The following is a 22,299-nucleotide window of genomic DNA, read 5'->3' as shown; positions in this document are numbered from 1 at the left end:
ACCTCAGGTGTTGCGTTCGGCCGTGCGGCGAATCGCTTCGTTGATCTCGGCGATCGATTGTTCGATCGCCGCGTCGTCCAGATCTTCCATGGTCGAGTCGGGCGTGCCCGACTGGATGGTGGAGGCGAACACGCCGTCTTCGATGTCCTCGGTGGACACGCGGGTGCTCTGGAACTCGTCGGCCGTCTCCCATTCCATGGCGAGCACAGTCACGTTGTCGCAGCGCGGGCCGCCCCGCTTGAGGGCGAGTTCCACCAACTCGGGCACCGCCTGCTCCAGAGGCCGCTTGGACAACTCGGAGGTGATTTCCTCGTCGGTCACCGTGCCCCAGAGGCCGTCGGAGCACAGCAGCACACGATCGCCCTGCAGCAATTGCACCGGACCCGACAGGTCGAACACGGGCTTGGCGGGTGAGCCCAGGCAAGTGAACAGGATGTTGCGGTTGATGTGCTCGGTGGCGCGCCCCAGATGCGCCTGCTGTTCCATGTAGGAGTGGTCGCGCGTGCGGGTGAGCATCTCACCGTTGCGCACCACGTACAGCCGCGAGTCACCGCAGTGCACCCAGTACACGTGGCCCCGCTCCATGACGGACGCGACCAGCGTGGTGCGCGGCGTGTCGAGCATGCCTTTTTCAGCGGCGTAACGAATGATCTGGTGGTGCGCGGCCATCAACGCGCTGGAGAGGAACTCGGGCACTTCCCTCACCGTGGGATTCGCCGCTTTTTGAAAGTAGGCCGAGAAGGTCTGCAGGGCCAGTTGGGCAGCCATCGCGCCCTCGGGGTGCCCCCCCATGCCGTCGGCCAGCACGAAAAGCCCGGATTCACGGGTGTAGGCATAGCCCATGCGGTCTTCATTGCGCTCGCGCCCACCTTGGCGGCTGATCTGGTAGACCGAAAATTTCATCGAAACTTGGTGCCGGCGTTGGTGGATTTGCGCATGACCTTCTTGTTGTCCGAGACGATGTTGTCAAACTGCAGACGCATCTTTTCGGCCACCGTGAGCTTGGTGTAACTGCGCTCGGTTTCGCGGCTGAGTTCCTTCTGCAACGCAAACACCGATTGCGGACGCGACAAGGGATCCAGCGACATGCACCATTCGACCACCTCGATCAGGTTGTCGGAGTAGACGCCGCGCAGGCGGGACAACGCCAGCGACAGGCGGTCTTTCTCCAGGCGTTGCGGCGCGTCGTTCGGTGGATAGCCTTGCATGCTGGCGTAGATGCAGGCGCCGATCGCGTAGATGTCGGTCCACGGGCCCATGCTTGAGTCACGGCGGTACATCTCGGGTGCGGCAAAACCGGGGGTGTACATCGGACGAATGAAGTTGCCCTCTTTGCTCAGCACCTCGCGGGCGGCGCCGAAGTCAATCAGCACCGAGCGGTTGTCGTCGGTCACGAAGATGTTGGCCGGCTTGATGTCCAGGTGCAGCATCTTGTGCTGGTGCACGATGCGCAGGCCGCGCAACACCTCGTCGTACAGTGAGCGGATGGTCGATTCGCGGAAGACCTTTTGTTTTTTCTGCTCGCGCGCCGTGATGATGAATTCCTGCAGCGAGGCGCCTTCCAGGAAGTTCATGACCATGTACACGGTCTCGTTCTCGCGGAAGAAGTTCAACACGCTGACCACCGAGGCGTGTGAAATCTGTGCCAGCGCCCGACCTTCCTCGAAGAAGCTTTTCAATCCCAGGCGGTACAGAGAGAGCTTTTCGGGCTGCACCTGGGGCAGCAACTCGCCGGGGCCACGCGAGGCGAGCGACGAAGGCAGGTATTCCTTGACCGCGACCTGCTGGCCTTCGGTGTCCACAGCAAGGTAAACAACACCAAATCCACCAGCTGCCAGTTTGCGAACGATGCGGTAGCCACCGATCACGGTGTCCGGCGGAAGCGGAGCGGGTTTGACCTTTGACATAATTCGGATGGTTTCCGGAACGCCTCGTTTTGGACCACTCAACCTGACGGGCAAAGTGCAATGGCAGTTTACAGCATGACCGGCTATGCAACGGCCCACCTGGGCGGGCCTGCGACGGCCGCCAGCGCAGAGCCAGCGCGCGATGCCAAGCCTGGTCTGGGCCTGGAAATTCGTTCGGTCAACAGCCGTTTTCTCGACCTCACCTTCAAGCTCCCGGACGACTTGCGCGGATCGGAGCCTGCCCTGCGCGAGCTCCTTACTTCACGCCTGAAACGCGGCAAGGTCGAGGTGCGCGCCTGGATTGAAGGTCGCAGCGACGCCATGCCGCGCTCGCCCAGCCCGCTCGAACTGCAAAAACTGGTTGGCCTCCAGGACAACGTGCGCGCCTGGTTGCCTACCGCAAGCCCTCTGTCGGTGGCCGAAGTGCTGCAACTCACCTCGCGCCAGCAAGGCAATCCGGGCGAGCTCAACGAGGGGCTGCAGTCGTTGGCCGACATGGCCATCAACAACCTCATGGAGGCACGCGAGCGCGAGGGCAAGCGCCTGGCAGCCATGCTGCTGGACCGCCTGGTTCAACTCAGGCAACTGGCCAAAGACGCGCAGCCGCTCATTCCACAACTGGTGGCCCAACAGCGCCAGCGCTTCATCGACCGCTGGAACGAGGCATTGGCGGCCGGCGGACCGTCGGCCACAGGCAACGCGGTCACGTCCGACATGGCCAACGACCGCGCCCTGACCGAAGCCACGGCATTCGCCATCCGCATCGATGTGGCGGAAGAGCTCACCCGGCTTGACTCGCACCTGACCGAAATCGAGCGGTTGATCAAGAAGGGGGCCGAAGTGGGCAAACGACTGGATTTCCTGATCCAGGAATTGCACCGCGAGGCCAATACGCTGGGATCGAAGTCGTCCAACCTGGAACTCACGCGCATCTCGGTGGACATGAAGGTGCTCATCGAGCAGATGCGCGAGCAGGTACAGAACATAGAGTGAGCATGGAATACCCCGGAAACCTGTTTGTCGTCGCAGCCCCCAGCGGGGCCGGCAAGTCCAGTTTGGTGAAAGCCTTGATGGAACTCGACTCGCGCGTCGTGCCCTCGGTCTCGCACACCACCCGCCCACCCCGGGGCCAGGAACTGCACGGCCGCGAGTACTACTTTGTCAGCAAGGAAACCTTCGACCAGATGGTCATCCAGGGGTCGTTCCTGGAGTGGGCCATGGTGCATGGCAACCGCTACGGCACGTCCAAGATGGCCATCGAGCAGCGCATGGCGCAGGGTGCCGACGTGGTGCTTGAGATCGATTTCCAGGGTGCGATCCAGGTCAAGCGCATCTTTCCCAACGCGGTGCTGATCTTCATCCTGCCACCCAGTTGGGAGGAGTTGCGCTCGCGGCTGGAGCGTCGGGCAGAGGACACGGCCGATGTGATCGAGTTGCGCCTGGAAAACGCAGCCACCGAGGTGGCGCACGCCCAGGAATTCGACTTCGTTATAATCAACGAGTTGTTCGAGCGGGCCCTGTTTGACCTCAAGGCCATCGTCCATGCCCAGCGGCTCAAGTTCGCCGCCCAGCGTATCGCCCGCGGCGATACCTTCAAAGCGCTCAACATCCTCTGATCTCAAGCCCGTTTACTGGAGCCCGCCCATGGCACGCATCACCGTCGAAGACTGTCTGGAAAAAATCCCCAACCGCTTCCAGCTCGTGCTGGCTGCCACCTACCGCGCGCGCATGCTGAGCCAGGGCCATGCCCCCAAGATCGAGAGCAAGAACAAGCCTGGCGTGACCGCCCTGCGTGAAATTGCCGAAGGCAAGGTCGGCCTGGAAATGCTCAAGAAGGTGCCGCTCTGACCTGAGCTGCAGCCTCCTCGAAAAGACACCGCAACGCGGTGTTTTTTTTCGCCCCGACACCGTTCTGCCAATTCGCTATCTCCGACATTGGCGAAGCGGGGATCAGCCCCTCGGCAGTGGATGTGATCTCACGCTAAAGTACCGGGATGATCACCATGGCCGACAGTGGCTCCTCTTTCTCTGCGGACGACCAGGCGCATCCAGCCGCCAGCGCAGCCGCAGCCAGCTTCGCCGGCTTGCTCGCGAAACTGGATTACCTGAGCCCAGGCGACATCGAGAGCATCCGGCAGGCCTACCGTTTTGCGGACGAAGCGCACCTCGGCCAGCTGCGCAAGAACGGTGATCCCTACATCACCCACCCGATTGCGGTGGCCGCCCAGTGTGCCGAGTGGAAGCTTGACGCGCAGGCACTCATGTCGGCCTTGATGCACGACGCCATCGAAGACTGCGGCGTGACCAAGGAAGAATTGGTCGAGCGCTTTGGCGCACCGGTGGCCGAACTGGTGGACGGCCTCACCAAGCTGGAGAAGCTGGAATTCGACACCCGCGAGCAAAACCAGGCCGAGTCGTTTCGCAAGATGCTGTTGGCCATGGCCAAGGACGTGCGCGTCATCCTGATCAAGCTGGCGGATCGCACGCACAACATGCGCACCATGGGGGACATGCCCCGCAGCAAGTGGCAACGCATCAGCAGCGAAACACTGGAGATCTATGCGCCGATCGCCCACCGCCTCGGTCTGAACTTTACTTACCGGGAGCTGCAGGACCTGGCTTTCCGTTTTCTGCACCCCTGGCGTTACGAGGTGCTGTCCAAGGCGCTCAACAAGTCGCGCAACCGCCGCCGCGACCTGATTTCACGCGTACAGAAGGAGGTGGAGAGCGTGTTTGCTCGCCAGGGCATGAGCGTGCGCATCATGGGCCGCGAGAAGACGCTCTATTCGGTCTACCGCAAGATGGACAACAAGCACCTGTCGTTCTCGCAGGTGACCGATGTCTATGGCTTTCGCATCGTGGTACCCGAGCTGACCGATTGCTACACCGGGCTCGGCGTGCTGCACCAGCTCTACAAACCGCTGCCGGGCAAATTCCGCGACTATGTTGCAATTCCCAAGGTCAATGGCTACCAGTCGTTGCACACCACCTTGATCGGCCCGTTCGGCACCAACATCGAATTTCAGCTGCGCACGCACGCCATGGATGTGGTGGCCGAATCCGGCGTCGCCGCGCACTGGCTGTACAAAGCCAGCGAGCCCGGCAGCGACATGTCGCAGCGTCTGGGCACGCAGTGGTTGCAGTCACTGCTGGACATCCAGCAGGAAACCCACGATGCGGGTGAGTTCTGGGACCACATCAAGATCGATCTCTTCCCCGACGCGGTCTACGTGTTCACGCCCAAGAGCAAGATCATGGCGCTGCCACGCGGCGCCACGGTGATGGACTTTGCCTACGCCATCCACAGCGACGTGGGCAACCGAACCGTGTCGGCCCGCATCAATGGCGAGCAGCGCCCGCTGCGCACCGAACTGGCCAACGGCGACGTGGTGGAGATCATCACCGCCGAGAATGCCGAACCCAATCCAACCTGGCTTTCGTTCGTCAAGACCGGCCGCGCCCGCTCCAAGATCCGCCACCACCTCAAGACAGTGGCGCAGGAGAAGTCGCACGAACTGGGCGAGCGCATGCTGAGCCAGGCGCTGAGATCTGAAGGCATTGCAGCCCTGCCCGCCGAAAACGGCGAGTACCAGAGCACCTGGGAAAAATTGCTCCGGTTCACCGGCAACAAAACGCGAGACGAGCTGCTCTCCGACATCGGCATGGGCAAGCGTATCGCCAGCATGGTGGGCAAGAAGCTCGCCGTGCTCCTGTCCGAAATGGGGCTCAAACCCGATGCATTGCTGATCAGCACCGAGCGCTACGCCAGCGGTCGCGACGAATCGGCCTCGCAGGGCGTGGTCACGCTCGACGGCAGCGAAGGTCTGTCTGTGCAGTACGCCCCGTGCTGCAAGCCCATCCCGGGCGACCGCATCGTGGGCTACCTGGGCCGCGGAGAGGGTCTGGTGGTCCACGCAGAGGAATGTCCGACCGGCAAACGCCTGCTGCTGCGCGACAGCGAGCGCTTCCTGGAAGTGGAATGGGCCGACGAGCCCGTGCGCTCGTTTGAAACAACGGTGATCGTCACCGTCACCAACGGCAAAGGCGTTCTGGCGCGCGTGGCGTCCAGCATCGCGTCGGCCGAGGCCGACATCACCCACGTGGACATGGGCGACGAGCCCGCCCAGACCGCGACCGACATCCGCTTCTCAGTCTCGGTGCGCGACCGCCAGCACCTGGCCGATGTGCTGCGCAGCCTCAAACGCACGACCTCGGTGATCAAGGCGCAGCGCTTCAAGCCCGTCAAGGCCTGATCAGGTGCCGCCGGACGGCGCAGGGTAGCTCACCGCCAGGACTTCGAGTTCTTGCGCCCCACCGGGCACGATCAGGCGAACCACGTCACCCACCTTCGCCTTGAGCAGCGCACGCGCCACGGGGGACACCCAGCTGATCTGAGCTTGCGCGCTGTCCGCCTCGTCGACGCCCAGGATGGTGACGGTGGTTTCAGTGCCTGCGTCGTCGGCGTAGGTCACGGTGACCCCAAAGAAAACCTGGTCGCCTCCGAAGTGCTGCGACGCATCGACCACCTCGGCAATCTCCAGCCGGCGCGTGAGAAACCGGATGCGCCGGTCGATCTCGCGCAGGCGCTTCTTGCCGTAAAGGTAGTCACCGTTTTCCGATCGGTCGCCGTTGCTGGCGGCCCAGTGGACGATCTCGACGATCTTGGGGCGCTCGTCGTCGATCAGCGTGAACAGCTCGGCGCGCAGGCGGTCGTATCCGGCGCGGGTGATGTAGTTCTTGCCGCCGGGCACCGGTGCCACTGGCGAAAGATCGTCATCCTCGTCCTGGTCGGACTCCTTGGTGAATGCCTTGCTCATGGTGACCCTTCGCCGCCGGCTTGCGTTTTCAGCGGCAGAAATGAAAAAACCCGCAGCTTGTGGCTGCGGGTTTTTTGTTTGGTGCGGCTGGCAGGAATTGAACCCACGACCCCTTGGTTCGTAGCTACCAGATCATCTGTAAGATGTTGATTTATATAGACTCTGTGACCGCTCATTGTACCAAAACTACCCTGTTTAGACATGTATTTCAGAGCCCAGTCCCGCAAAAGTCCCGCAGAGAAATTGCGTGCGAAGTCACATCGATCAGTTTCTGCGACCGGGGCGCAAACGTTTTCTGTAGCGTGAGCAGGCGCCCGGTGAGTGTTGTGAAGCGACAAAAATCCGCCCGCTCCTTGTGAGCTGTCAGGGAGATAGGTGTCGATAAATATATCTTATCGTGAGTAATTTACAGCACGGAGCAGGGCGATGCCAACGAAAAGTACGAGAGCCTCCCGGGGCGTCCAAGTCGATGACGTTTGGGCCGTGGCCGACGGCGTGCTCGCCCAACGCGAGCGGCCCACGATCGAGCGCGTGCGCACGCACCTCGGTCGCGGATCCGCGCCGGCGCCGCCGCCTTGAAGACTTCACCATTCACGTGCCGCAAGGTCGGTCAGAGCCCCTTTCTGCGCAAGTTGATCATTCCATTTGGACGATCTGGATACGTCGTGTTGAGTTCGACTGATCTCTGCCGCTCTACAGGGCGTCAGTTTTCAACGGAAGCCAACAGGCGGCTCTACAACTGCAGTGCAAACGTCCTTCGTGCCACTTCAAGTTCTGGCATCAACTTGTTCACGACATCGTCGCGTGACATGCGCGAAGTGGCCACGGAAAGACTCATAGCCCCCAGCAACTCACCCTTTCCATTGCGCACCGGCACGGCAATGGAACGCAAGCCAATTTCCAGCTCTTCGTCACTCATCGAATAACCGCACTCGCGCGCAGCCTGCACCTCCTTCATCAGTGCCGCCACGTCAGTCTTTGTTTTCGGCGTAATCGCCTGGCGACTCATTCGCTCAAGGCGGAATTCAACCTCCTCGTCTGACATACCCGCGAGAAGCACTCGCCCGGTTGCAGAACAATAGGCGGGCAATCGCGCGCCGATACCGAGACCGAAAGACAAGCTGCGCCGCTGAGTTGAACGTGCAACGAAAACGACAAACTGCGAGTCCAGCACCGCCAGCGACGCGGACTCGCGCGTGCGCTCACTCGTGATCTCCAGGATGGGCTGCGCCACCTTGGTCAGGGGCGTAGAGTTCACGTAGGCGTGCACCAGCCGCAAGGTGCGCGGCTCGAGAAAAAAATGCCGCCCCGATGCTCGCGCGTAGCCTAGCTTGACGAGGGTAAGCAGGGCGCGGCGAGTCGAGGCCTTGCTGTGGCCTGTGATATCGGCCGCTTCAGTCAGCGTCAGAGGCGAATTGCTGACGCCGAAGGCCTCGATCAGGAGTAGGCCCTTCTCCAGACCCATGACGTATTCCTTGTCAACTGCACGCGCTTCATCGTCCATTTGCGGCCCCACTCGAAGTTGAATAAGTTCGGTATTCGAACATTTTGCCGGATTTTGTTGACCTTCATCAACTCAAAAAATACAGTCGCGGTTCACCAAACGGTCAAAAGTTCGTTATCCGAATTCTTCCAAGGCAAGAACCCCACTGCATCATGAGCGTCACCGCCCCTGCGAATAACGCACCCCTCACCTTCTGGCCACCTGGGAACCTCACCCGCGTGCCATACCACCTGTACCAGGAACCGGCCGTGCTCGACGCCGAGCAACAGCGCATCTTCGAAGGCGCGACCTGGAACTACCTGTGTCTCGAAGCCGAGTTGCCACAACCCGGCGGCTACCGCACGACGTTCCTCGGCCGCATGCCGGTGGTGGTGGCGCGCGACAGCGACGGCGAGGTGTACGCGTTCGAGAACCGCTGCTCGCACCGCGGCGCACTGATCGTCCTGGACGACGGCGGCACCGCGCGTGACTTCCAGTGCGTGTACCACGCATGGCGTTATGACCGCCAGGGCAACCTCAAGGGCATCGCGTTCCAGAACGGCGTAAACGGAGAAGGCGGCATGGACCCTGCTTTCTGCATGAAGAGTCATGGTCCGCGCAAATTGAGAACGAGTGTGTTTTGTGGCCTGGTATTTGGCAGCCTGAGCGACGACGTGCCCGACCTGGAGGACTACCTCGGCCCGGAAATCGCGCGCGGCATCTCGCGCGTGCTGCACAAGCCGGTGCAGATCCTCGGCCGCTTCAAGCAGACGCTGCCCAACAACTGGAAGCTCTACGTGGAGAACGTGCGCGACACGTACCACGCGAGCCTGCTGCACGTGTTCTTCACCACGTTCCGGCTCAACCGCCTTTCGCAGAAGGGCGGCGTGGTGGTGAGCGAATGTGGCGGCAACCACATCAGCTTCTCCGCCATCGACCCCATCGCCGAAAATGGCGAGGACTACAAGACCGAGGAACTGCGTTCGGAGAAGGACGACTTCAAGCTCGAGGACGCCACGCTGTTGAAAGGAATAGACGAGTTCGGCGATGGCGTGACGCTGCAGATCCTCTCGGTATTTCCGGGCTTCGTGCTGGCGCAGATACAGAACACCATCGCGGTACGCCAGGTGCTGCCCGAAGGCCTGGAGACCACCGCCCTGAACTGGGTGTACCTCGGCTTCCAGGACGACACACCCGAGCTGCGCACCATGCGCCACAAGCAGTCCAACCTGATCGGGCCGGCCGGCTTCGTATCGATGGAGGACGGCGCTGTGGGCGGCTTTGTGCAACGCGGCATTGCCTCCGCTGGCGCGCAGGAAGCCATCGTCGAGATGGGCGGCGACAGCGTGCGCTCGCAGAGCAGCCGCACCACGGAAGCCTCGGTGCGCGGCTTCTGGAAGGCCTACCGCTTCCACATGGGGGCGGATTCATGAGCGTGGCCATCGACACCACGGGCGCGTTGGCGCTCAACGCGCACTGTGCGCGCTGCATCGACAACGACGAGCTCGAAGCCTGGACGCAGCTCTTCACCGAACACTGCCTCTACCGCGTGACCACCGCCGACAACCATGCGCAAGGCATGGAAGCCAGCCTGATCTACGCCGACTCGCGCGCCATGCTCAACGACCGCGTGCTCTCACTGCGCACCGCCAACGTCTACGAGAAACAACGTTACCGCCACCTGGTGGGCCTGCCCTCCCTGCTGGAGGACACGCCGCGCGGGCGCCGCAGCGAAACCCCGTTTGTGGTGGTGCGCATCATGCGTGGCGGCGAGACCAGCCTCTTCGCCACCGGGCGCTACCTCGACGAGCTGGTGATCGATGGAGGCGATACCCTGCGCCTGGCCAGCCGTGTGGTGGTCTGCGACAGCCACAACATCGACACGCTGCTGGCCATTCCCCTGTGAGCAAGCCGTGAGCACCCCGCACCTCATACGCATCGCCGGGATGGCCACCGCCATCCCCTGCGCCGCTGGTCAGACAGTGCTCGACGCAGTGCGACAGGCCGGCTACGAGATGCCGTTCTCGTGCAACTCGGGCGTGTGCGCGAGCTGCAAGGGCCGCGTCGTCTCGGGCCGGGTGAACCCCGGCGCGGCGGGTGAGCACACGCTCACGGCGGACGAGATCGCGCACGGACAGGTGCTGTTCTGCCAGGCGCGCCCGCTCACCGACATCGAGATCGAACCGCGCCAGATCGAGAAAACCGATCCGAACGCGCGCCGCCAGCTCGCCGCCAGGGTCATGCGCATCGACTTTCTGGCCAGCGACGTGGCGCGCCTCAAGCTGCGTTTTCCGGCGGGCGAGAAGGTGAAGTTCAAGGCCGGCCAGTACCTGCAGGTGCTGCTGCCCGACGGCCAGCGCCGCAGCTTCTCCATGGCCAACCCGCCGCACCAGAACGATGGCGCCGAGCTGCATATCCGCATGCTGGAAGGCGGCGCGTTCTCGCATTGGCTCGCGCACGACCTCAAGGTGGGTGACCACCTCCGGGTCGAACTGCCGCATGGCGACTTTCACCTGCGCGAGGGCAGCACCGCGCCCATCGTGATGCTCGCCAGCGGCACCGGCTTCGCACCCATCAAGTCGATGGTCGAGGACGGCCTGCGCCGGGGCCAGGCACGCGAGATCGCACTCTACTGGGGCGCGCGCACCGAGAAGGACCTGTACCTGCTCGACCTGGCGCGCGGCTGGGGAGAGCAGGCCGGCCTGCGCTTCGTGCCCGTGATCTCCGAACCCGAGGCCGGCTGGAGCGGTCGCACCGGCTTCGTGCACCAGGCCGTGCTGCAAGACCACGACAGTCTTGCCGGCCACCAGGTCTACGCCTGCGGCGCGCCTGCCATGGTGAGCGCGGCGCGCAGCGATTTCGTCGAAACCCGCGGCCTGCCGCCCGATGCGTTCTTCTGCGACGCGTTCGTGGTGGCCCAGCCCCGCACCTCCGCGCTGACCGACTGAAGCACACCCGAAGAAGAGCCATTCCATGACCCATCCCAACCCCTACGACAACGTTCCCACCAGCGACTTCGACCCGTACGCCACCGAGGTGCTGGCCAACCCCTATCCCCACTACGAGCAGCTGCGCGAACTCGGCCCCTGGGCCTGGCTGGAGCGCTACGGCGTGCTTGCGGTCGCACGCCACGACGAAGTGCAGCGCATCCTGTCTCAGCCCGACATCTTCTGTTCCAGCGCGGGCGTGGGCCTTACCAACTTCCACACCGAGACGCCCTGGCGCAAGCCCAGCATCATTCTCGAAGCAGACCCGCCCCACCACAGCCGCACCCGCAAGGTGGTGGCGCGCGTGCTCTCGCCCGCATCGATCGGACGCCTGCGCGCCACTTTCGAGGACGTGGCCGCGCGCATGGTCGACGAGCTCGTGGAACGCGGCTCGTTCGACGCCGCCAAAGAACTGTGCGAGGCCTTTCCCATCAAGGCCTTCGGCGACGCGGTGGGCCTGCCCGCCGAGGGGCGCGAGCACCTGCTGCCCTACGGTGACATGGTGTTCAATGGATTCGGCCCGATCAACGAGCGTTTCCAAGACCGAATGAACAGCTCGGGCGAAGCGGTGAACTGGATCGCCAAGGTCTGCCAGCGCGACGCGCTCACGCCCGACGGCCTGGGCGCCCAGCTGTTCGCCGCCGCCGACGCGGGCGAGATAGGCCACGACGAGGCCGGCATGCTGGTTCGCACCCTGCTCTCCGCCGGGCTGGACACCACCGTGTTCACCCTGTGCAACGCCTTCACCAGCTTCGCGCGCAACCCCGGTCAATGGGCCCTGCTGCGCGACGACCCCTCGCTGGCGCGCCAGGCACTCGAAGAGGTACTGCGCTACGACAGCACCTTCCACTCTTTCTACCGCACCAGCACCCAGGACGTGGAACTCGGCGGCATCACCGTGAAGCAGGGCCAGAAGATCGTGGTGTTCATCGCCTCGGCCAACCGCGACCCGCGCCGCTGGCCCGAAGCCGACCGCTTCGACATCACCCGCCGCGCCACCGGCCACATGGCCTTCGGCACGGGCATTCACGGCTGCGCCGGCCAGATGATGGCGCGCCTCGAAGGCGAGATCGTGCTCACCGCACTGGCCCGCCGCGTGGCCTCGATCCGCCTCGACGGCGAACCGGTCCAGCACTTCAACAACACGGTGCGCGGGCTCAAGAGCATGCCCGTGACGGTCGAGCCGCTGCTGGCCGCCGTGCACTGACATCCCGCCCCATTCGAACTAGAAGAGAGAAACCCACGATGCCCCAGATCGTCTACGTACAACCCGACGGCTCCCGAGAAGCCGTGCCCGCCAGTCCCGGCGCTACCGTCATGATGACCGCTGTCGGCCACGGCATTCCCGGCATCGTCGCCGAGTGCGGCGGCTCCGCCATGTGCGCCACCTGCCACGTGTACGTGGACCCGGCCTCGATCGGCTTCCTGCCGCCCATCAGCGACGTCGAGGACGAAATGCTGGCCAGCGCCGCGGGCGAGCGCCGCGAACACAGCCGGTTGGGCTGCCAGCTCGCGCTGGCGCCCGGCGTGGACCAACTGATCATGCACATCCCGGAGCGGCAGGTCTGATGGCCCACGGCACCGTCATCGTCGGCACCGGGCAGGGCGGCTTCCAGCTCGCGGCCTCGCTGCGCGATTCGGGTTATGCCGATCCCATCACCCTGGTCGGCGACGAGCCCGGCCTGCCTTACCAGCGCCCCCCGCTGTCCAAGGCCTTCCTTCAAGGCAAGGTGGACGACACCGGCCTGCTGCTGCGCCCGCCCCCGTTCTACCAGCGCATCGATGCCCGCGTGCTCGGCGGCACGCGCGTGGCGCGCATCGACCGCGCGGCGCGTGGCGTGCACCTCTCCAGCGGCCAGACCCTGCCCTACGACCACCTGGTGCTGGCCACCGGCGCGACCGCGCGCACCCTGTGCGTGCCCGGAGCGGGGTTGTCCGGCGTGCACGTGCTGCGCGGTCTGGAGGACGCGCGGCGCATCCGAGAGCAACTGGCCCGCGCGCGCTCGGTGGCCGTGGTCGGCGCCGGCTTCATTGGCTTGGAACTCGCGGCCGTGGCGCGCGGCCAGGGCCTGCCGATGCAGGTGATCGAGGCCACGGCACGGCCCCTGCTGCGCGCCCTCTCCGAGCCCATGGCGCGACACCTGCAAGCCTTCCACGAAGCCCAGGGCACGCAATTCCACCTGAACACGCAGCTCGACGCCATCGAAGGCGAGGACGGCCGCGCCACCGGCCTGCGCCTGCACGGCGGTGGCCGCATCGTCGCCGACCTCATCGTGATCGCGGTAGGCGTCACGCCCAACGACCAGCTGGCGCGCGACGCCGGGCTGGCGGTGGGCAATGGCATCGAGGTCGACGAGCTGCTGCTCACCAGCGACGCCGCCATCTCCGCGCTCGGCGACTGCGCGAACTTTCCGTTCGCGGCCGATGGCGGCTCCCGCGTGCGCATCGAGTCGGTACAGAACGCCGTTGACCAGGCGCGCTGCATCGCCGCGCGCCTGTGCGGTCAACCCCTGCCGTACGCCAAGGTGCCCTGGTTCTGGAGCGAGCAAGGCCCTTGCCGGCTGCAGATGGCCGGCCTGGCCGCGCCGGGCGACCGCAGCGACATCGAGGGCGATCCGGCCAGCGGCCGCTTTTCGGTGCTGCGCTACCGCGGCGATCAACTCAGCGCCGTCGAATCCCTCAACGACCCTGCCGCCCACATGCGCGCGCGCACGGCCCTCGCGCCGGTGCTAGCACCGACCTGAGCTCCCTCAGTCCCATTCGACATCCACACCTTCCCACAGAAAGAGACAACACATGACAGCAGCATCCCGGGTCATCGCGGTCACTGGCGGCGCCAGCGGCATCGGTTTCGCCTTCTCCGAAGCCCTCGCGCGCGCGGGCCACCAGGTCGTCATCGCCGACCTGCGCGGTGCCGTCGAAGCGGCCGAACGCCTCAGTGCCCAGGGCCTGAAGGCCATCGGCACGCAGACCGATGTGGTCAAGCCCGCCGACGTGGCGGGCATGGTCGAACAGGCCGTGAAGGCGTTCGGCCGGCTCGACGTGCTGGTGAACAACGCCGGCCTGTTCACCACGCTCACGCTCAAACCGTTCGACCAGATCAGCGACGCCGAGTGGATGCGGGTGATGGAGGTCAACACCCTGGGGCCTTTCGTGTGCGCCAAAGCGGTCGTGCCCGAAATGCGCAAGAACGGGTTCGGCCGCATCGTGAACATCGCGTCCACCACGCCGATCAAGGGCACGCCCAACATGCTGCACTACGTGGCCAGCAAGGGCGCGGTGATCGCGTTCACGCGCTCGCTAGCCCGCGAACTCGGCAAGGACGACATCACCGTCAACGCCATTGCCCCGGGCTTCACGCTGAGCGACGGTGTGCTCGACAACGACCTGCACAGCAAGATGGGCGACGTGGTGCGCAAGACCAGCCGCTCGCTGCAGCGCGACCAGGTGCCTGAAGACCTGGTGGGCGCCCTGCTCTTCCTAGCCAGCGACGGCGCGGGCTTCATCACCGGCCAGACCATCGCCGTCGACGGTGGCTCGGTATTCATCTGATCGGTTGACTCACCATGACCGACACCGCATACGGCAAGCCTTTCCTCTACATCGATGGCGAATTCATCGAAGGCGGCGACCGCCAACACCAGGACATCATCAACCCCGCCAACGGCGAGGTGATCGGCTCGCTGCCGCACGCGCGCCGCGACGACCTTGACCGCGCACTGAACGCGGCGCAACGCGCCTTCGAGAGCTGGCGCAAGAGTTCGCCGCTCGAGCGCTCGAAGGTGCTGCGCCGCGTGGCCGAGCTCACGCGCGAACGCGCACCGCAGATCGCCCGCCAGATCACTCTCGACCAGGGCAAGCCGCTGAGCGAGGCGCTGCTGGAGGTGACCACCTGTGCCGAACACGCAGAGTGGCACGCCGAAGAATGCCGCCGCATCTATGGCCGCGTGATCCCCGCACGCCTGCCCCACGTGCGCCAGCTGGTGCTGCGCGAGCCCGTGGGCGTGTGCGTGGCCTTCACGCCCTGGAACTTTCCGTTTAACCAGGCCATCCGCAAGATGGTGGCGGCGATCGGCGCGGGTTGCACGCTTGTGCTGAAGGGGCCAGAGGATTCGCCGGGCGCGGTGATCGCGCTCGCGCGCATGTTCCACGACGCGGGTCTGCCCCCGGGCGTGCTCAACGTGGTGTGGGGTGTGCCGGCCGAGGTGTCGGACCACCTGATCCGCTCGCCGATCTCGCGCAAGGTATCGTTCACCGGCTCGGTGCCGGTGGGCAAGCAGCTGGCGTCGCTCGCCGGCCTGCACATGAAGCGCATCAGCATGGAGCTGGGCGGGCACTCGCCGGTGGTGGTGTTCGACGACGCCGACGTGGACGACGCGGCCCATCTGCTGGCGCGTTTCAAGGCGCGCAACGCGGGGCAGCTGTGCATTGCACCCAGCCGCTTCTTCGTGCAGGAGAAGGTGTACGACCGCTTTCTCGACACCTTCACGAAAGCCTACGGTGGCTTGAAGGTGGGCGACGGCATGGACAAGGACACGCAGATGGGCCCCCTGGCGCACCTGCGCAGGGTCGATGCCATGGAAGGCTTGGTGGCCGATGCGCTGGAGCGTGGCGCGAAGCTGGCCAGCGGCGGCACGCGGCTCGCTGGCCCTGGCTACTTCTACCCGCCCACCATCCTCACCGACATTCCCGACGACGCGCGCCTGATGGTCGAAGAACCCTTCGGTCCGGTCGCGCCGATCACGCGCTTCAAGGACACCGACGAGGTATTGAAGCGCGCCAACGCCCTGCCCTTCGGCCTCACCGGTTTCGTTTTCACCGGCTCCATCAAGACCTCGGAGCGCATGGTCAACGGCCTCGAGGTGGGCATGGTCAACGTGAACCATTTCGGCATCACGCTGGCCGAGACGCCGTTCGGTGGCGTGAAGGACAGCGGCATCGGCAGCGAAGGCGGCAGCGAAACCTTCGACGGCTACCTCGTCACTAAATTCGTTTCGCAGGCAAGCCCTGCTTGATCACCAGTACTACAAGAAGCCAGCACCGCCCGGGGGGCCGGACCCGCCTTTCCCTTCAATCCAGGAGACAACCTCATGATGCAACGCAGAACCCTCATCAAATCGGCGGCGGCAGCCGCTTCCCTTGGAGCCCCCACCCTTGGCGTCTTCGCCCAGCAAGTGGTAACCCTGAAGTTCCATACCTTCATGGCGCCGACCTCGAATGTCTATCTCAATGCACACAAGGCATGGATGTCGAAAGTGGAGAACGACTCGGGCGGACGTATCCGCTTCGAGGGCTTTCCTGCCATGCAGCTGGGGGGCTCACCAAGTCAACTTTTCGACCAGGCACGGGATGGTGTTGTCGATATCGTATGGACTTTGGCTGGACTTACCCCCGGTCGATTCCCTCGGACCGAAGTGTTCGAACTGCCGTTCATGACCATGGACGGCATCGGAGCGTCGCGTGCCGCCTGGGAGTACCTCGAAACCCACGCCAGCGATGAGTTCAAGGACGTCCAACCACTCGCTTTTCATACCCATGGTCCAGGAGTGCTGCACTCGAAAAGCAAGGCCATCAACAGCGCTTCCGACCTGCGCGGCCTGAAGATGCGAGGGCCGACCCGCCAAGCGACTAAGTTGCTCGCAGCAGCAGGAGCATCCGCGGTAGGCATGCCGCTGCCACAGATTCCAGACGCGCTGTCCAAAGGCGTCATTGACGGCGCAGCCTTGCCTTGGGAAGTGATTCCTTCGGTCAAGGTGCATGAGCTTGTTCAGCACCACAGCGAGTTCGCGCCCGGCAAGCCAGCTCTTTACAACACGGCGTTTGTGATGGTGATGAACAAAAGAAAATATACATCGTTGCCTCCGGATATCAAAAAGGTGATCGACGACAACTCGGGCCTGGAAACCTCGGCTTGGTTCGGCAAGGTGCAACAAGATCATGACCCCATCAGTCGCAAGATGGCGACCGATCGAGGCAACAAGGTACACGTGTTCAGCGAATCGGAAACCAGCGAGTTTGTCAAACTGACTGGCACCATCGCCAGCGAATGGGTCCAGGAGATGGACAAGCGCGGGCAGGACGGTGCCAAGCTCTTGGCTGGCGCAAAGGCGCTCATTGCCAAACATAAACCAAAGGCTGCATGAGCGGCCTTGCGCGCCTGGCCATCTCGATCGGCGATCCGAACGGCATCGGACCGGAGATCACGCTAAAGGCACTTGCCACTCTGACAGAGTCTGAGCGCGACCGTATTACGCTGTTCGGCCCGAATTCGGTGCTGCGCCGCTGCGCCGAGCAATTGAACCTTAGCGGGATGCTAGATGGTGTTCGTTGCAACGAGGTAGGCGCCCTCGATCCGGCTGCAGCTGTACCTGGTCGCATCGACGCGGCCGCTGGCGCCTCGTCGGTGGCCAGCGCTACGGCGGCCATTCAGGCTGCGCAGGCTGGCGAGTTCGACGCCGTGATCGCCTGTCCTCACCACGAGACAGCGATCACGCAGGCAGGTATAGCGTTCAGCGGGTACCCCTCTCTTGTGGCGCGTGTGTGCGGCCAATCTGCCGACTCCGTTTTCTTGATGCTGGTGGGGGCGGGCTTACGCATCGTGCACGTCACGCTCCACGAGAGCGTTCAAACAGCACTTGATCGTCTGAGCACCGACCTGATCGTGCGCGCCACTCAGGCAGGCATCGTCGCGTGTCAGCGGCTGGGCGTGGAAACGCCTCGCATCGGCATGTTCGGTATCAATCCACACGCATCCGAAGGTGAGCTTTTCGGACCGGAGGACGCTCGCTTGATGGTGCCTGCGGTGGCGCAGCTGCGCTCAGCAGGCCACCATGTCAGTGGGCCCACAGGCGCAGACACGCTGTTGGCAAACAGGCAGCACGATCTCTATGTGGCCGTCTTCCACGACCAGGGTCACATTCCAATCAAGTTGCTGGCGCCCCACGCCGCAAGTGCCCTCAGCGTGGGAGGCAACGTCGTGCTGTCCAGTGTCGGGCATGGAAGTGCCATGGACATCGCCGGCAAGGGAATTGCCAGTCCCGAGGCCTTGCTTCGCACGATTTACCTGCTGAACTCCACGCTGAGCGAGTGACTTCTTAAATTTGACAGTCTCCTCCTATGGTCAACCCAAACTGCGCTAACAAAGTCGTTCGAATTCCGACTGTTCGGGTGCGATCGCGATTCGTGAGGCGGACTGCTTCAGACGGTAGCTCTTGCCTTCGAACCCCAGCGTCGAGCAGCGGTGTATCAGTCGATCAAGGATGGTGGTGGCCATGGTGACGTCGGCCAGGTACTTGCTCAGGTCCTGCACCAAAAGATTTGAGGTGATGACGATGGCGCGGCGCAGGTTGTAGCGCTGGTGAACGATGGCATAGAGGAGTTCGTCGCTGATGTCGGCGATGCGCCGGGCCAGAGACTGGTCATCTAGCACGAGCAGGTCCGAGGACTCCACACATCCCACGGCCTGCACGCTGGTGCTTGGCTGTGGCGCACATGAGGACTCGGTCCTTGCGGTTCTCGTCGTGATCTTGTGGATTTGGCGATAGCGCCGGATGTTTCGTGCCGACCCAGCCTAACAACATCGAAGGTCATTTAGGTAACCGCTCACGACGCCCCCAGTGTTTACCCTGATTTCGTGGAGTGAACATAACCGTAGAATGTACAACATAATCACCAGACGGACAATTCGGATTGCGGACTGGATCAAGTCTCACTTCCTAGGTACTCACGCCTTCTCCTCAATTCACCAAATGATCAACCGCAGAACCATCGTTCAGTTGGCAGTAGGGATGGCCTTGGGCGCTCCCTCGCTGACAGGCTTTGCTCAGCAGTCGATCACTTTGCGATTTCACACTTTCATATCTCCCATGTCCAACGTATGGGTCAGCATGAACAAGGTATGGATGGAAAAGGTGCAACGGGAATCAGATGGGCGCATCCGGTTTGAGGCGTACCCCGCGATGCAGCTTGATGGCGCGCCTGTGCAGCCATACGACCAGGCACGGGATGGCGTGGCTGACATCGTTTGGACACTGACCGGCTATTCACCTGGAGGCTTTCCTTGCAGCGAGGTGTTTGTCCTGCCGTTCATGACGACCAACGCCGAGGCTACTTCCAAGGCTTTCTGGGAGTTCATCAAGACAAAAGCGTCCAACGAACACAAGGAAGTGCATCCCATTGCAGTGCAGGTTCATAGGCCGGGGATGCTCCACACCCGCGACCGCCTCTTTGAGGCTCCGTACGACTTGCGCGGCCTGAAAATTCGCGGTCCAACCAGACAAACTACGAAGATGCTGGGATACCTCGGCGCCAATGCTGTGGGCATGCCGCTGCCCAAGATTCCCGACGCACTGCAAAAGGGGCCTCTCGACGGTTGCGTGATCCCTTGGGATGTCGTTCCCTCCGTAAAGGTGCACGAATTAACGAAGTTTCACAGTCAGTTCGATCCAGCCAGTGGCGCGCTCTACACCACGACATTCGTGACGGCAACAAACAAACGGAAGTACGAGTCCCTGCCGCCAGATGTCCGGAAGGTGCTGGACCCCAACTCGGGCATAACCGCTTCTGCGTCCTTGGGGCGCGCCCACCAATGTGGCGACGACCCTGCCCGCAAGTTGGTGGAGGCACGCGGCAACGTCACCCATAACTTCGGGCAGGTCGAAGCCCAAGAGTTCAGGCGCGCAGCAAGCCAGGTAGAGGTCGAATGGGTCAAGGACATGGAGAGCCGCGGCTTCGATGGTCGCGATCTTTTGTCAACAGCCCGGGCCTTGATCGAAAAGCACACAAAAACTACCAAGACATAAAGACACTCCATGAATCAACTGCCCAAAGAAAACACCCCACGGCTGGCCAACCGGGTTGCGATCGTGACCGGCGCGGCGCAAGGTATCGGAGAGACATACGCTCGTGCATTGGCTCAAGAAGGTGCCTCCGTGGTCTGTGCCGATGTGCTGGACGCCACCGGGGTGGTCAACCAGATCATTGAGAAGGGTGGCCGGGCGGTGTTTGTCCACACAGACGTGACGTCCCGCGAATCGGTGGAGAAGATGGTTGGGTCCGCACTTCAGGCGTTCGGCCGCATTGACGTGCTGGTCAACAACGCCGCAATTTTCGGCAACCTTGCCCTCAAGCCGTTCGAGCAGATCGAGTCGGCCGAGTGGGACAAGGTGATGTCCGTCAACGTGCGCGGCTCCTTCGAGTGCGCCAGAGCGGTCAGCCCCGTGATGCGTCAGCAGCGCTACGGCAAGATCATCAACATCGCCTCCGGCACGGTTTTCAAGGGCACGCCGCTCTTCCTGCACTACGTCACCTCCAAGGGCGCCGTGGTGGCGATGGCGCGCTGTCTGGCGCGTGAATTGGGTAACGACAATATCTGCGTCAATACACTGGCGCCGGGCCTGACCCTGAGCGCCAATGTCAGCGCAAATCCCGACTGGCAAGGCTCAATCGCTTCAGGCATCGTTTCGTCCCGCTGCATCAAGCGTGATCAGGTACCCGACGACCTGACCGGCACCTTGATCTACCTCGCCAGCGCCGACAGTGACTTTGTCACCGGTCAGGTGATTGTGGTTGATGGCGGATCGGTCACACATTGAGCACTCCTATGCACGCCACAGCAGAACTCTTGATCGATGGCCGGTGGATGCCCGCCAGCCAGGGCCTCGAAGTGCCCAGCCTGGACCCGGCCAACGGCAGCCAGATCGGTTGCTTCAGCGCTGCCACCCGGGCAGACGCAGAGGCGGCCATTTCGGCTGCACGCAGAGCCTTTGAAAAGCCCACGTGGGCCCAGTCGCCGCGGCTGCGGCAGAACGTGATGAACGAATGGGCAAGCCGGCTAGAGCACAAGGCTGAAGCACTGGCCCAACTGCTAACGCAAGAGAATGGCAAGGTGATCGCGCAATCGCGGGGTGAGCTGATGGGAGCCATCTCGGAGATCCGTTACTACGCGGGTCTGGCCCGGCACATACCAGGCCACGTGCTCGAGGTGGAACCCGGCGTATTTTCCACGATGCTGAAAGAGCCGGCCGGCGTCGCCGGCATCATCGTCCCTTGGAACGCTCCCGTGATCCTGCTTATCCGGTCGATCACCCCCGCGTTGGCCGCTGGCTGTACTTGCGTGGTCAAGCCTGCACCGCAGTCCGCACTCATCACCGCTGCGGTGATCAGGGAACTGGCCGACGTGACTGGACTGCCGCCCGGTGTGGTGAACCTGGTGAGTGAGCAAGGCCACGACGTGGCGCAGTTGCTCACCTCCTCGCCAGAGGTGGATGTGGTCAGCTTCACGGGCTCCAACCTGACGGGGCAGCGCATCATGGCCGCCGCTGCTCCCACTATGAAGAAACTGTCGCTCGAACTGGGTGGCAAGTCATGCTGCCTGGTTTTTGAAGATGCCGATATCGACCACATCGCGCCTCAACTGGCTGCCGCTGCGACGGTCATCTCTGGTCAGCAATGCACGGCGGCGCGCCGGGTGTTGGTTCACGCGTCACGCTATGAGGCGATGAAAAAAGCGCTGGCCAGTGCACTGGCGGCAATCAAAGTGGCGCCCGGAAATACCCCGGGCGCCCAGATGGGTCCCTTGATCGATCTCTCTACCACTGAGTTGGTGCAACGTCGCATCGAGCAGGCGATGGACGACGCAGACGAAGTGATCCTGCGCGGTCAGCGTCTCGGCGGAAACCTGCGGCTTGGCGGGTTTGTCTCGCCCACCTTGGTCGCGCACCGGGATGCCAGTGCATCTTTTGTCCAAGAGGAGATTTTCGGCCCCTTGGTCGTGCTGGAAAAGTTTGAAACCGAAACCGAAGCGGTGGCGCGGGCCAATCACACCGAGTTCGGGTTGTCCGCGAGTGTCTGGACCGAGCAGGGCGCGCGCGCCTGGCGTATCGCTCGAGCGCTGCGCAACGGCACCGTTTGGATCAACGACCACAACAAGCTGTGCGCTGAAGCGGAGACCGGCGGCTATCGCCGCAGTGGCTTGGGCCGTCTCCACGGCTTTGACGCGTTGATCGATTTCACCGAGATCAAACACATCTATCAGAACGTAGGTGTGCTTGATCCACCCAAGGGCTGACTCCACAAGCCTGCCCGAATCCTTAGTACTTATAGGA

22 protein-coding genes and 1 pseudogene are annotated in these 22,299 nt (G+C 63.2%); 18 read left to right on the top strand and 5 right to left on the bottom strand.

Annotated features, from left to right (window positions below):
- Positions 1 to 3: 3 nt before the first annotated feature.
- Complete coding sequence (locus F9Z44_RS05650) at positions 4 to 903, bottom strand: PP2C family protein-serine/threonine phosphatase (RefSeq protein ID WP_056272039.1); 900 nt, start codon at positions 901 to 903, stop codon at positions 4 to 6.
- Positions 900 to 1,907, bottom strand: coding sequence for a serine/threonine protein kinase (locus F9Z44_RS05645; protein WP_056272041.1), 1,008 nt, complete (start codon positions 1,905 to 1,907; stop codon positions 900 to 902). Before F9Z44_RS05645 ends, F9Z44_RS05650 begins: the two co-directional genes overlap by 4 nt.
- A gap of 60 nt (positions 1,908 to 1,967) precedes the next feature.
- Here F9Z44_RS05645 and F9Z44_RS05640 point away from each other — a divergent pair, with 60 nt between their 5' ends.
- The 4 genes from F9Z44_RS05640 (at position 1,968) to F9Z44_RS05625 (ending at position 6,160) form a co-directional block, all read left to right on the top strand.
- Positions 1,968 to 2,900 carry a YicC/YloC family endoribonuclease gene (locus F9Z44_RS05640; RefSeq protein ID WP_159604308.1) on the top strand — a complete coding sequence of 311 codons (933 nt, stop codon included), beginning with the start codon at positions 1,968 to 1,970 and terminating at the stop codon, positions 2,898 to 2,900.
- Between the two features lie 2 nt (positions 2,901 to 2,902).
- The gene (gene gmk, locus F9Z44_RS05635) at positions 2,903 to 3,523 is read left to right on the top strand and encodes a guanylate kinase (protein WP_159604306.1); all 621 of its coding nucleotides are present in this window, start codon (positions 2,903 to 2,905) and stop codon (positions 3,521 to 3,523) included.
- Positions 3,524 to 3,551: 28 nt separating this feature from the next.
- On the top strand, positions 3,552 to 3,755 hold the full coding sequence (gene rpoZ, locus F9Z44_RS05630) for a DNA-directed RNA polymerase subunit omega (RefSeq protein ID WP_069047262.1): 204 nt from the start codon (positions 3,552 to 3,554) through the stop codon (positions 3,753 to 3,755).
- A 146-nt stretch (positions 3,756 to 3,901) separates the two neighbouring features.
- Entirely contained in the window at positions 3,902 to 6,160 is a 2,259-nt protein-coding gene (locus tag F9Z44_RS05625; protein WP_159604304.1) for a RelA/SpoT family protein, read from the top strand.
- On the opposite strand, the gene greB is transcribed toward F9Z44_RS05625, so the two are convergent.
- Positions 6,161 to 6,724 carry a transcription elongation factor GreB gene (greB, locus tag F9Z44_RS05620; RefSeq protein WP_159604302.1) on the bottom strand — a complete coding sequence of 188 codons (564 nt, stop codon included), beginning with the start codon at positions 6,722 to 6,724 and terminating at the stop codon, positions 6,161 to 6,163.
- A 426-nt stretch (positions 6,725 to 7,150) separates the two neighbouring features.
- Here greB and F9Z44_RS05615 point away from each other — a divergent pair, with 426 nt between their 5' ends.
- Positions 7,151 to 7,303 (top strand): DNA-binding protein, encoded by a 153-nt coding sequence (locus F9Z44_RS05615; RefSeq protein WP_159604300.1) that lies wholly within the window; start codon positions 7,151 to 7,153, stop codon positions 7,301 to 7,303.
- A 154-nt stretch (positions 7,304 to 7,457) separates the two neighbouring features.
- On the opposite strand, the gene F9Z44_RS05610 is transcribed toward F9Z44_RS05615, so the two are convergent.
- Positions 7,458 to 8,228, bottom strand: a complete 771-nt coding sequence (locus tag F9Z44_RS05610) for an IclR family transcriptional regulator domain-containing protein (protein ID WP_236574269.1) — start codon at positions 8,226 to 8,228, stop codon at positions 7,458 to 7,460.
- A gap of 152 nt (positions 8,229 to 8,380) precedes the next feature.
- Between F9Z44_RS05610 and F9Z44_RS05605 the strand changes: the two genes are divergently transcribed.
- The 10 genes from F9Z44_RS05605 to F9Z44_RS05560 all read left to right on the top strand — a co-directional run bounded on the left by F9Z44_RS05605 (position 8,381) and on the right by F9Z44_RS05560 (position 18,284).
- The gene (locus F9Z44_RS05605; RefSeq protein ID WP_159604298.1) at positions 8,381 to 9,640 is read left to right on the top strand and encodes an aromatic ring-hydroxylating oxygenase subunit alpha; all 1,260 of its coding nucleotides are present in this window, start codon (positions 8,381 to 8,383) and stop codon (positions 9,638 to 9,640) included.
- A complete protein-coding gene (locus F9Z44_RS05600) occupies positions 9,637 to 10,113 on the top strand; it encodes an aromatic-ring-hydroxylating dioxygenase subunit beta (protein ID WP_159604296.1) in 477 nt (158 codons plus the stop codon). Before F9Z44_RS05605 ends, F9Z44_RS05600 begins: the two co-directional genes overlap by 4 nt.
- A gap of 7 nt (positions 10,114 to 10,120) precedes the next feature.
- Complete coding sequence (locus tag F9Z44_RS05595) at positions 10,121 to 11,155, top strand: 2Fe-2S iron-sulfur cluster-binding protein (protein ID WP_236574268.1); 1,035 nt, start codon at positions 10,121 to 10,123, stop codon at positions 11,153 to 11,155.
- Between the two features lie 25 nt (positions 11,156 to 11,180).
- Positions 11,181 to 12,401, top strand: coding sequence for a cytochrome P450 (locus F9Z44_RS05590; protein WP_159604294.1), 1,221 nt, complete (start codon positions 11,181 to 11,183; stop codon positions 12,399 to 12,401).
- Between the two features lie 110 nt (positions 12,402 to 12,511).
- A complete protein-coding gene (locus F9Z44_RS05585; RefSeq protein WP_236574267.1) occupies positions 12,512 to 12,763 on the top strand; it encodes a 2Fe-2S iron-sulfur cluster-binding protein in 252 nt (83 codons plus the stop codon).
- Positions 12,763 to 13,938 carry an NAD(P)/FAD-dependent oxidoreductase gene (locus tag F9Z44_RS05580; protein ID WP_159604290.1) on the top strand — a complete coding sequence of 392 codons (1,176 nt, stop codon included), beginning with the start codon at positions 12,763 to 12,765 and terminating at the stop codon, positions 13,936 to 13,938. Before F9Z44_RS05585 ends, F9Z44_RS05580 begins: the two co-directional genes overlap by 1 nt.
- Before the next feature lie 52 nt (positions 13,939 to 13,990).
- Entirely contained in the window at positions 13,991 to 14,746 is a 756-nt protein-coding gene (locus tag F9Z44_RS05575) for an SDR family NAD(P)-dependent oxidoreductase (RefSeq protein ID WP_056272082.1), read from the top strand.
- Between the two features lie 14 nt (positions 14,747 to 14,760).
- Complete coding sequence (locus F9Z44_RS05570; protein WP_159604288.1) at positions 14,761 to 16,209, top strand: NAD-dependent succinate-semialdehyde dehydrogenase; 1,449 nt, start codon at positions 14,761 to 14,763, stop codon at positions 16,207 to 16,209.
- A 75-nt stretch (positions 16,210 to 16,284) separates the two neighbouring features.
- Positions 16,285 to 17,337: a TRAP transporter substrate-binding protein gene (locus tag F9Z44_RS05565; RefSeq protein ID WP_056272088.1), complete on the top strand. Its 1,053-nt coding sequence runs from the start codon at positions 16,285 to 16,287 to the stop codon at positions 17,335 to 17,337.
- The gene (locus F9Z44_RS05560; protein ID WP_056272090.1) at positions 17,334 to 18,284 is read left to right on the top strand and encodes a PdxA family dehydrogenase; all 951 of its coding nucleotides are present in this window, start codon (positions 17,334 to 17,336) and stop codon (positions 18,282 to 18,284) included. Before F9Z44_RS05565 ends, F9Z44_RS05560 begins: the two co-directional genes overlap by 4 nt.
- 45 nt (positions 18,285 to 18,329) lie before the next feature.
- On the opposite strand, the pseudogene F9Z44_RS05555 reads toward F9Z44_RS05560, so the two are convergent.
- A pseudogene (locus F9Z44_RS05555) lies at positions 18,330 to 18,632 on the bottom strand (ATP-binding protein); the annotation flags it as partial.
- 310 nt (positions 18,633 to 18,942) lie between these two features.
- On the opposite strand from F9Z44_RS05555, the gene F9Z44_RS05550 reads away from it, so the two are divergent.
- The 3 genes from F9Z44_RS05550 to F9Z44_RS05540 are packed head-to-tail and all read left to right on the top strand — an operon-like array spanning position 18,943 to position 22,262.
- Positions 18,943 to 19,995, top strand: a complete 1,053-nt coding sequence (locus F9Z44_RS05550) for a TRAP transporter substrate-binding protein (protein WP_159604286.1) — start codon at positions 18,943 to 18,945, stop codon at positions 19,993 to 19,995.
- Positions 19,996 to 20,004: 9 nt separating this feature from the next.
- Positions 20,005 to 20,787, top strand: a complete 783-nt coding sequence (locus tag F9Z44_RS05545) for an SDR family NAD(P)-dependent oxidoreductase (RefSeq protein WP_159604284.1) — start codon at positions 20,005 to 20,007, stop codon at positions 20,785 to 20,787.
- A gap of 8 nt (positions 20,788 to 20,795) precedes the next feature.
- Entirely contained in the window at positions 20,796 to 22,262 is a 1,467-nt protein-coding gene (locus F9Z44_RS05540) for an aldehyde dehydrogenase family protein (protein WP_159604282.1), read from the top strand.
- Positions 22,263 to 22,299 lie beyond the last annotated feature (37 nt).

It is taken from the genome of Hydrogenophaga sp. PBL-H3, from assembly GCF_010104355.1.
Lineage (GTDB): Bacteria > Pseudomonadota > Gammaproteobacteria > Burkholderiales > Burkholderiaceae_C > Hydrogenophaga.
This window is presented reverse-complemented; position numbering and strand designations above follow the sequence as displayed.

What these genes read in the sequence shown, in the direction of transcription:
- F9Z44_RS05650 (WP_056272039.1), bottom strand. Translation starts at nt 903, where the DNA reads ATGAAATTTTCGGTCTACCAGATCAGCCGCCAAGGTGGGCGCGAGCGC.
- F9Z44_RS05645 (WP_056272041.1), bottom strand. Translation starts at nt 1,907, where the DNA reads ATGTCAAAGGTCAAACCCGCTCCGCTTCCGCCGGACACCGTGATCGGT.
- F9Z44_RS05640 (WP_159604308.1), top strand. Translation starts at nt 1,968, where the DNA reads ATGGCAGTTTACAGCATGACCGGCTATGCAACGGCCCACCTGGGCGGG.
- gmk (WP_159604306.1), top strand. Translation starts at nt 2,903, where the DNA reads ATGGAATACCCCGGAAACCTGTTTGTCGTCGCAGCCCCCAGCGGGGCC.
- rpoZ (WP_069047262.1), top strand. Translation starts at nt 3,552, where the DNA reads ATGGCACGCATCACCGTCGAAGACTGTCTGGAAAAAATCCCCAACCGC.
- F9Z44_RS05625 (WP_159604304.1), top strand. Translation starts at nt 3,902, where the DNA reads ATGATCACCATGGCCGACAGTGGCTCCTCTTTCTCTGCGGACGACCAG.
- greB (WP_159604302.1), bottom strand. Translation starts at nt 6,724, where the DNA reads ATGAGCAAGGCATTCACCAAGGAGTCCGACCAGGACGAGGATGACGAT.
- F9Z44_RS05615 (WP_159604300.1), top strand. Translation starts at nt 7,151, where the DNA reads ATGCCAACGAAAAGTACGAGAGCCTCCCGGGGCGTCCAAGTCGATGAC.
- F9Z44_RS05610 (WP_236574269.1), bottom strand. Translation starts at nt 8,228, where the DNA reads ATGGACGATGAAGCGCGTGCAGTTGACAAGGAATACGTCATGGGTCTG.
- F9Z44_RS05605 (WP_159604298.1), top strand. Translation starts at nt 8,381, where the DNA reads ATGAGCGTCACCGCCCCTGCGAATAACGCACCCCTCACCTTCTGGCCA.
- F9Z44_RS05600 (WP_159604296.1), top strand. Translation starts at nt 9,637, where the DNA reads ATGAGCGTGGCCATCGACACCACGGGCGCGTTGGCGCTCAACGCGCAC.
- F9Z44_RS05590 (WP_159604294.1), top strand. Translation starts at nt 11,181, where the DNA reads ATGACCCATCCCAACCCCTACGACAACGTTCCCACCAGCGACTTCGAC.
- F9Z44_RS05585 (WP_236574267.1), top strand. Translation starts at nt 12,512, where the DNA reads ATGATGACCGCTGTCGGCCACGGCATTCCCGGCATCGTCGCCGAGTGC.
- F9Z44_RS05580 (WP_159604290.1), top strand. Translation starts at nt 12,763, where the DNA reads ATGGCCCACGGCACCGTCATCGTCGGCACCGGGCAGGGCGGCTTCCAG.
- F9Z44_RS05575 (WP_056272082.1), top strand. Translation starts at nt 13,991, where the DNA reads ATGACAGCAGCATCCCGGGTCATCGCGGTCACTGGCGGCGCCAGCGGC.
- F9Z44_RS05570 (WP_159604288.1), top strand. Translation starts at nt 14,761, where the DNA reads ATGACCGACACCGCATACGGCAAGCCTTTCCTCTACATCGATGGCGAA.
- F9Z44_RS05565 (WP_056272088.1), top strand. Translation starts at nt 16,285, where the DNA reads ATGATGCAACGCAGAACCCTCATCAAATCGGCGGCGGCAGCCGCTTCC.
- F9Z44_RS05560 (WP_056272090.1), top strand. Translation starts at nt 17,334, where the DNA reads ATGAGCGGCCTTGCGCGCCTGGCCATCTCGATCGGCGATCCGAACGGC.
- F9Z44_RS05550 (WP_159604286.1), top strand. Translation starts at nt 18,943, where the DNA reads ATGATCAACCGCAGAACCATCGTTCAGTTGGCAGTAGGGATGGCCTTG.
- F9Z44_RS05545 (WP_159604284.1), top strand. Translation starts at nt 20,005, where the DNA reads ATGAATCAACTGCCCAAAGAAAACACCCCACGGCTGGCCAACCGGGTT.
- F9Z44_RS05540 (WP_159604282.1), top strand. Translation starts at nt 20,796, where the DNA reads ATGCACGCCACAGCAGAACTCTTGATCGATGGCCGGTGGATGCCCGCC.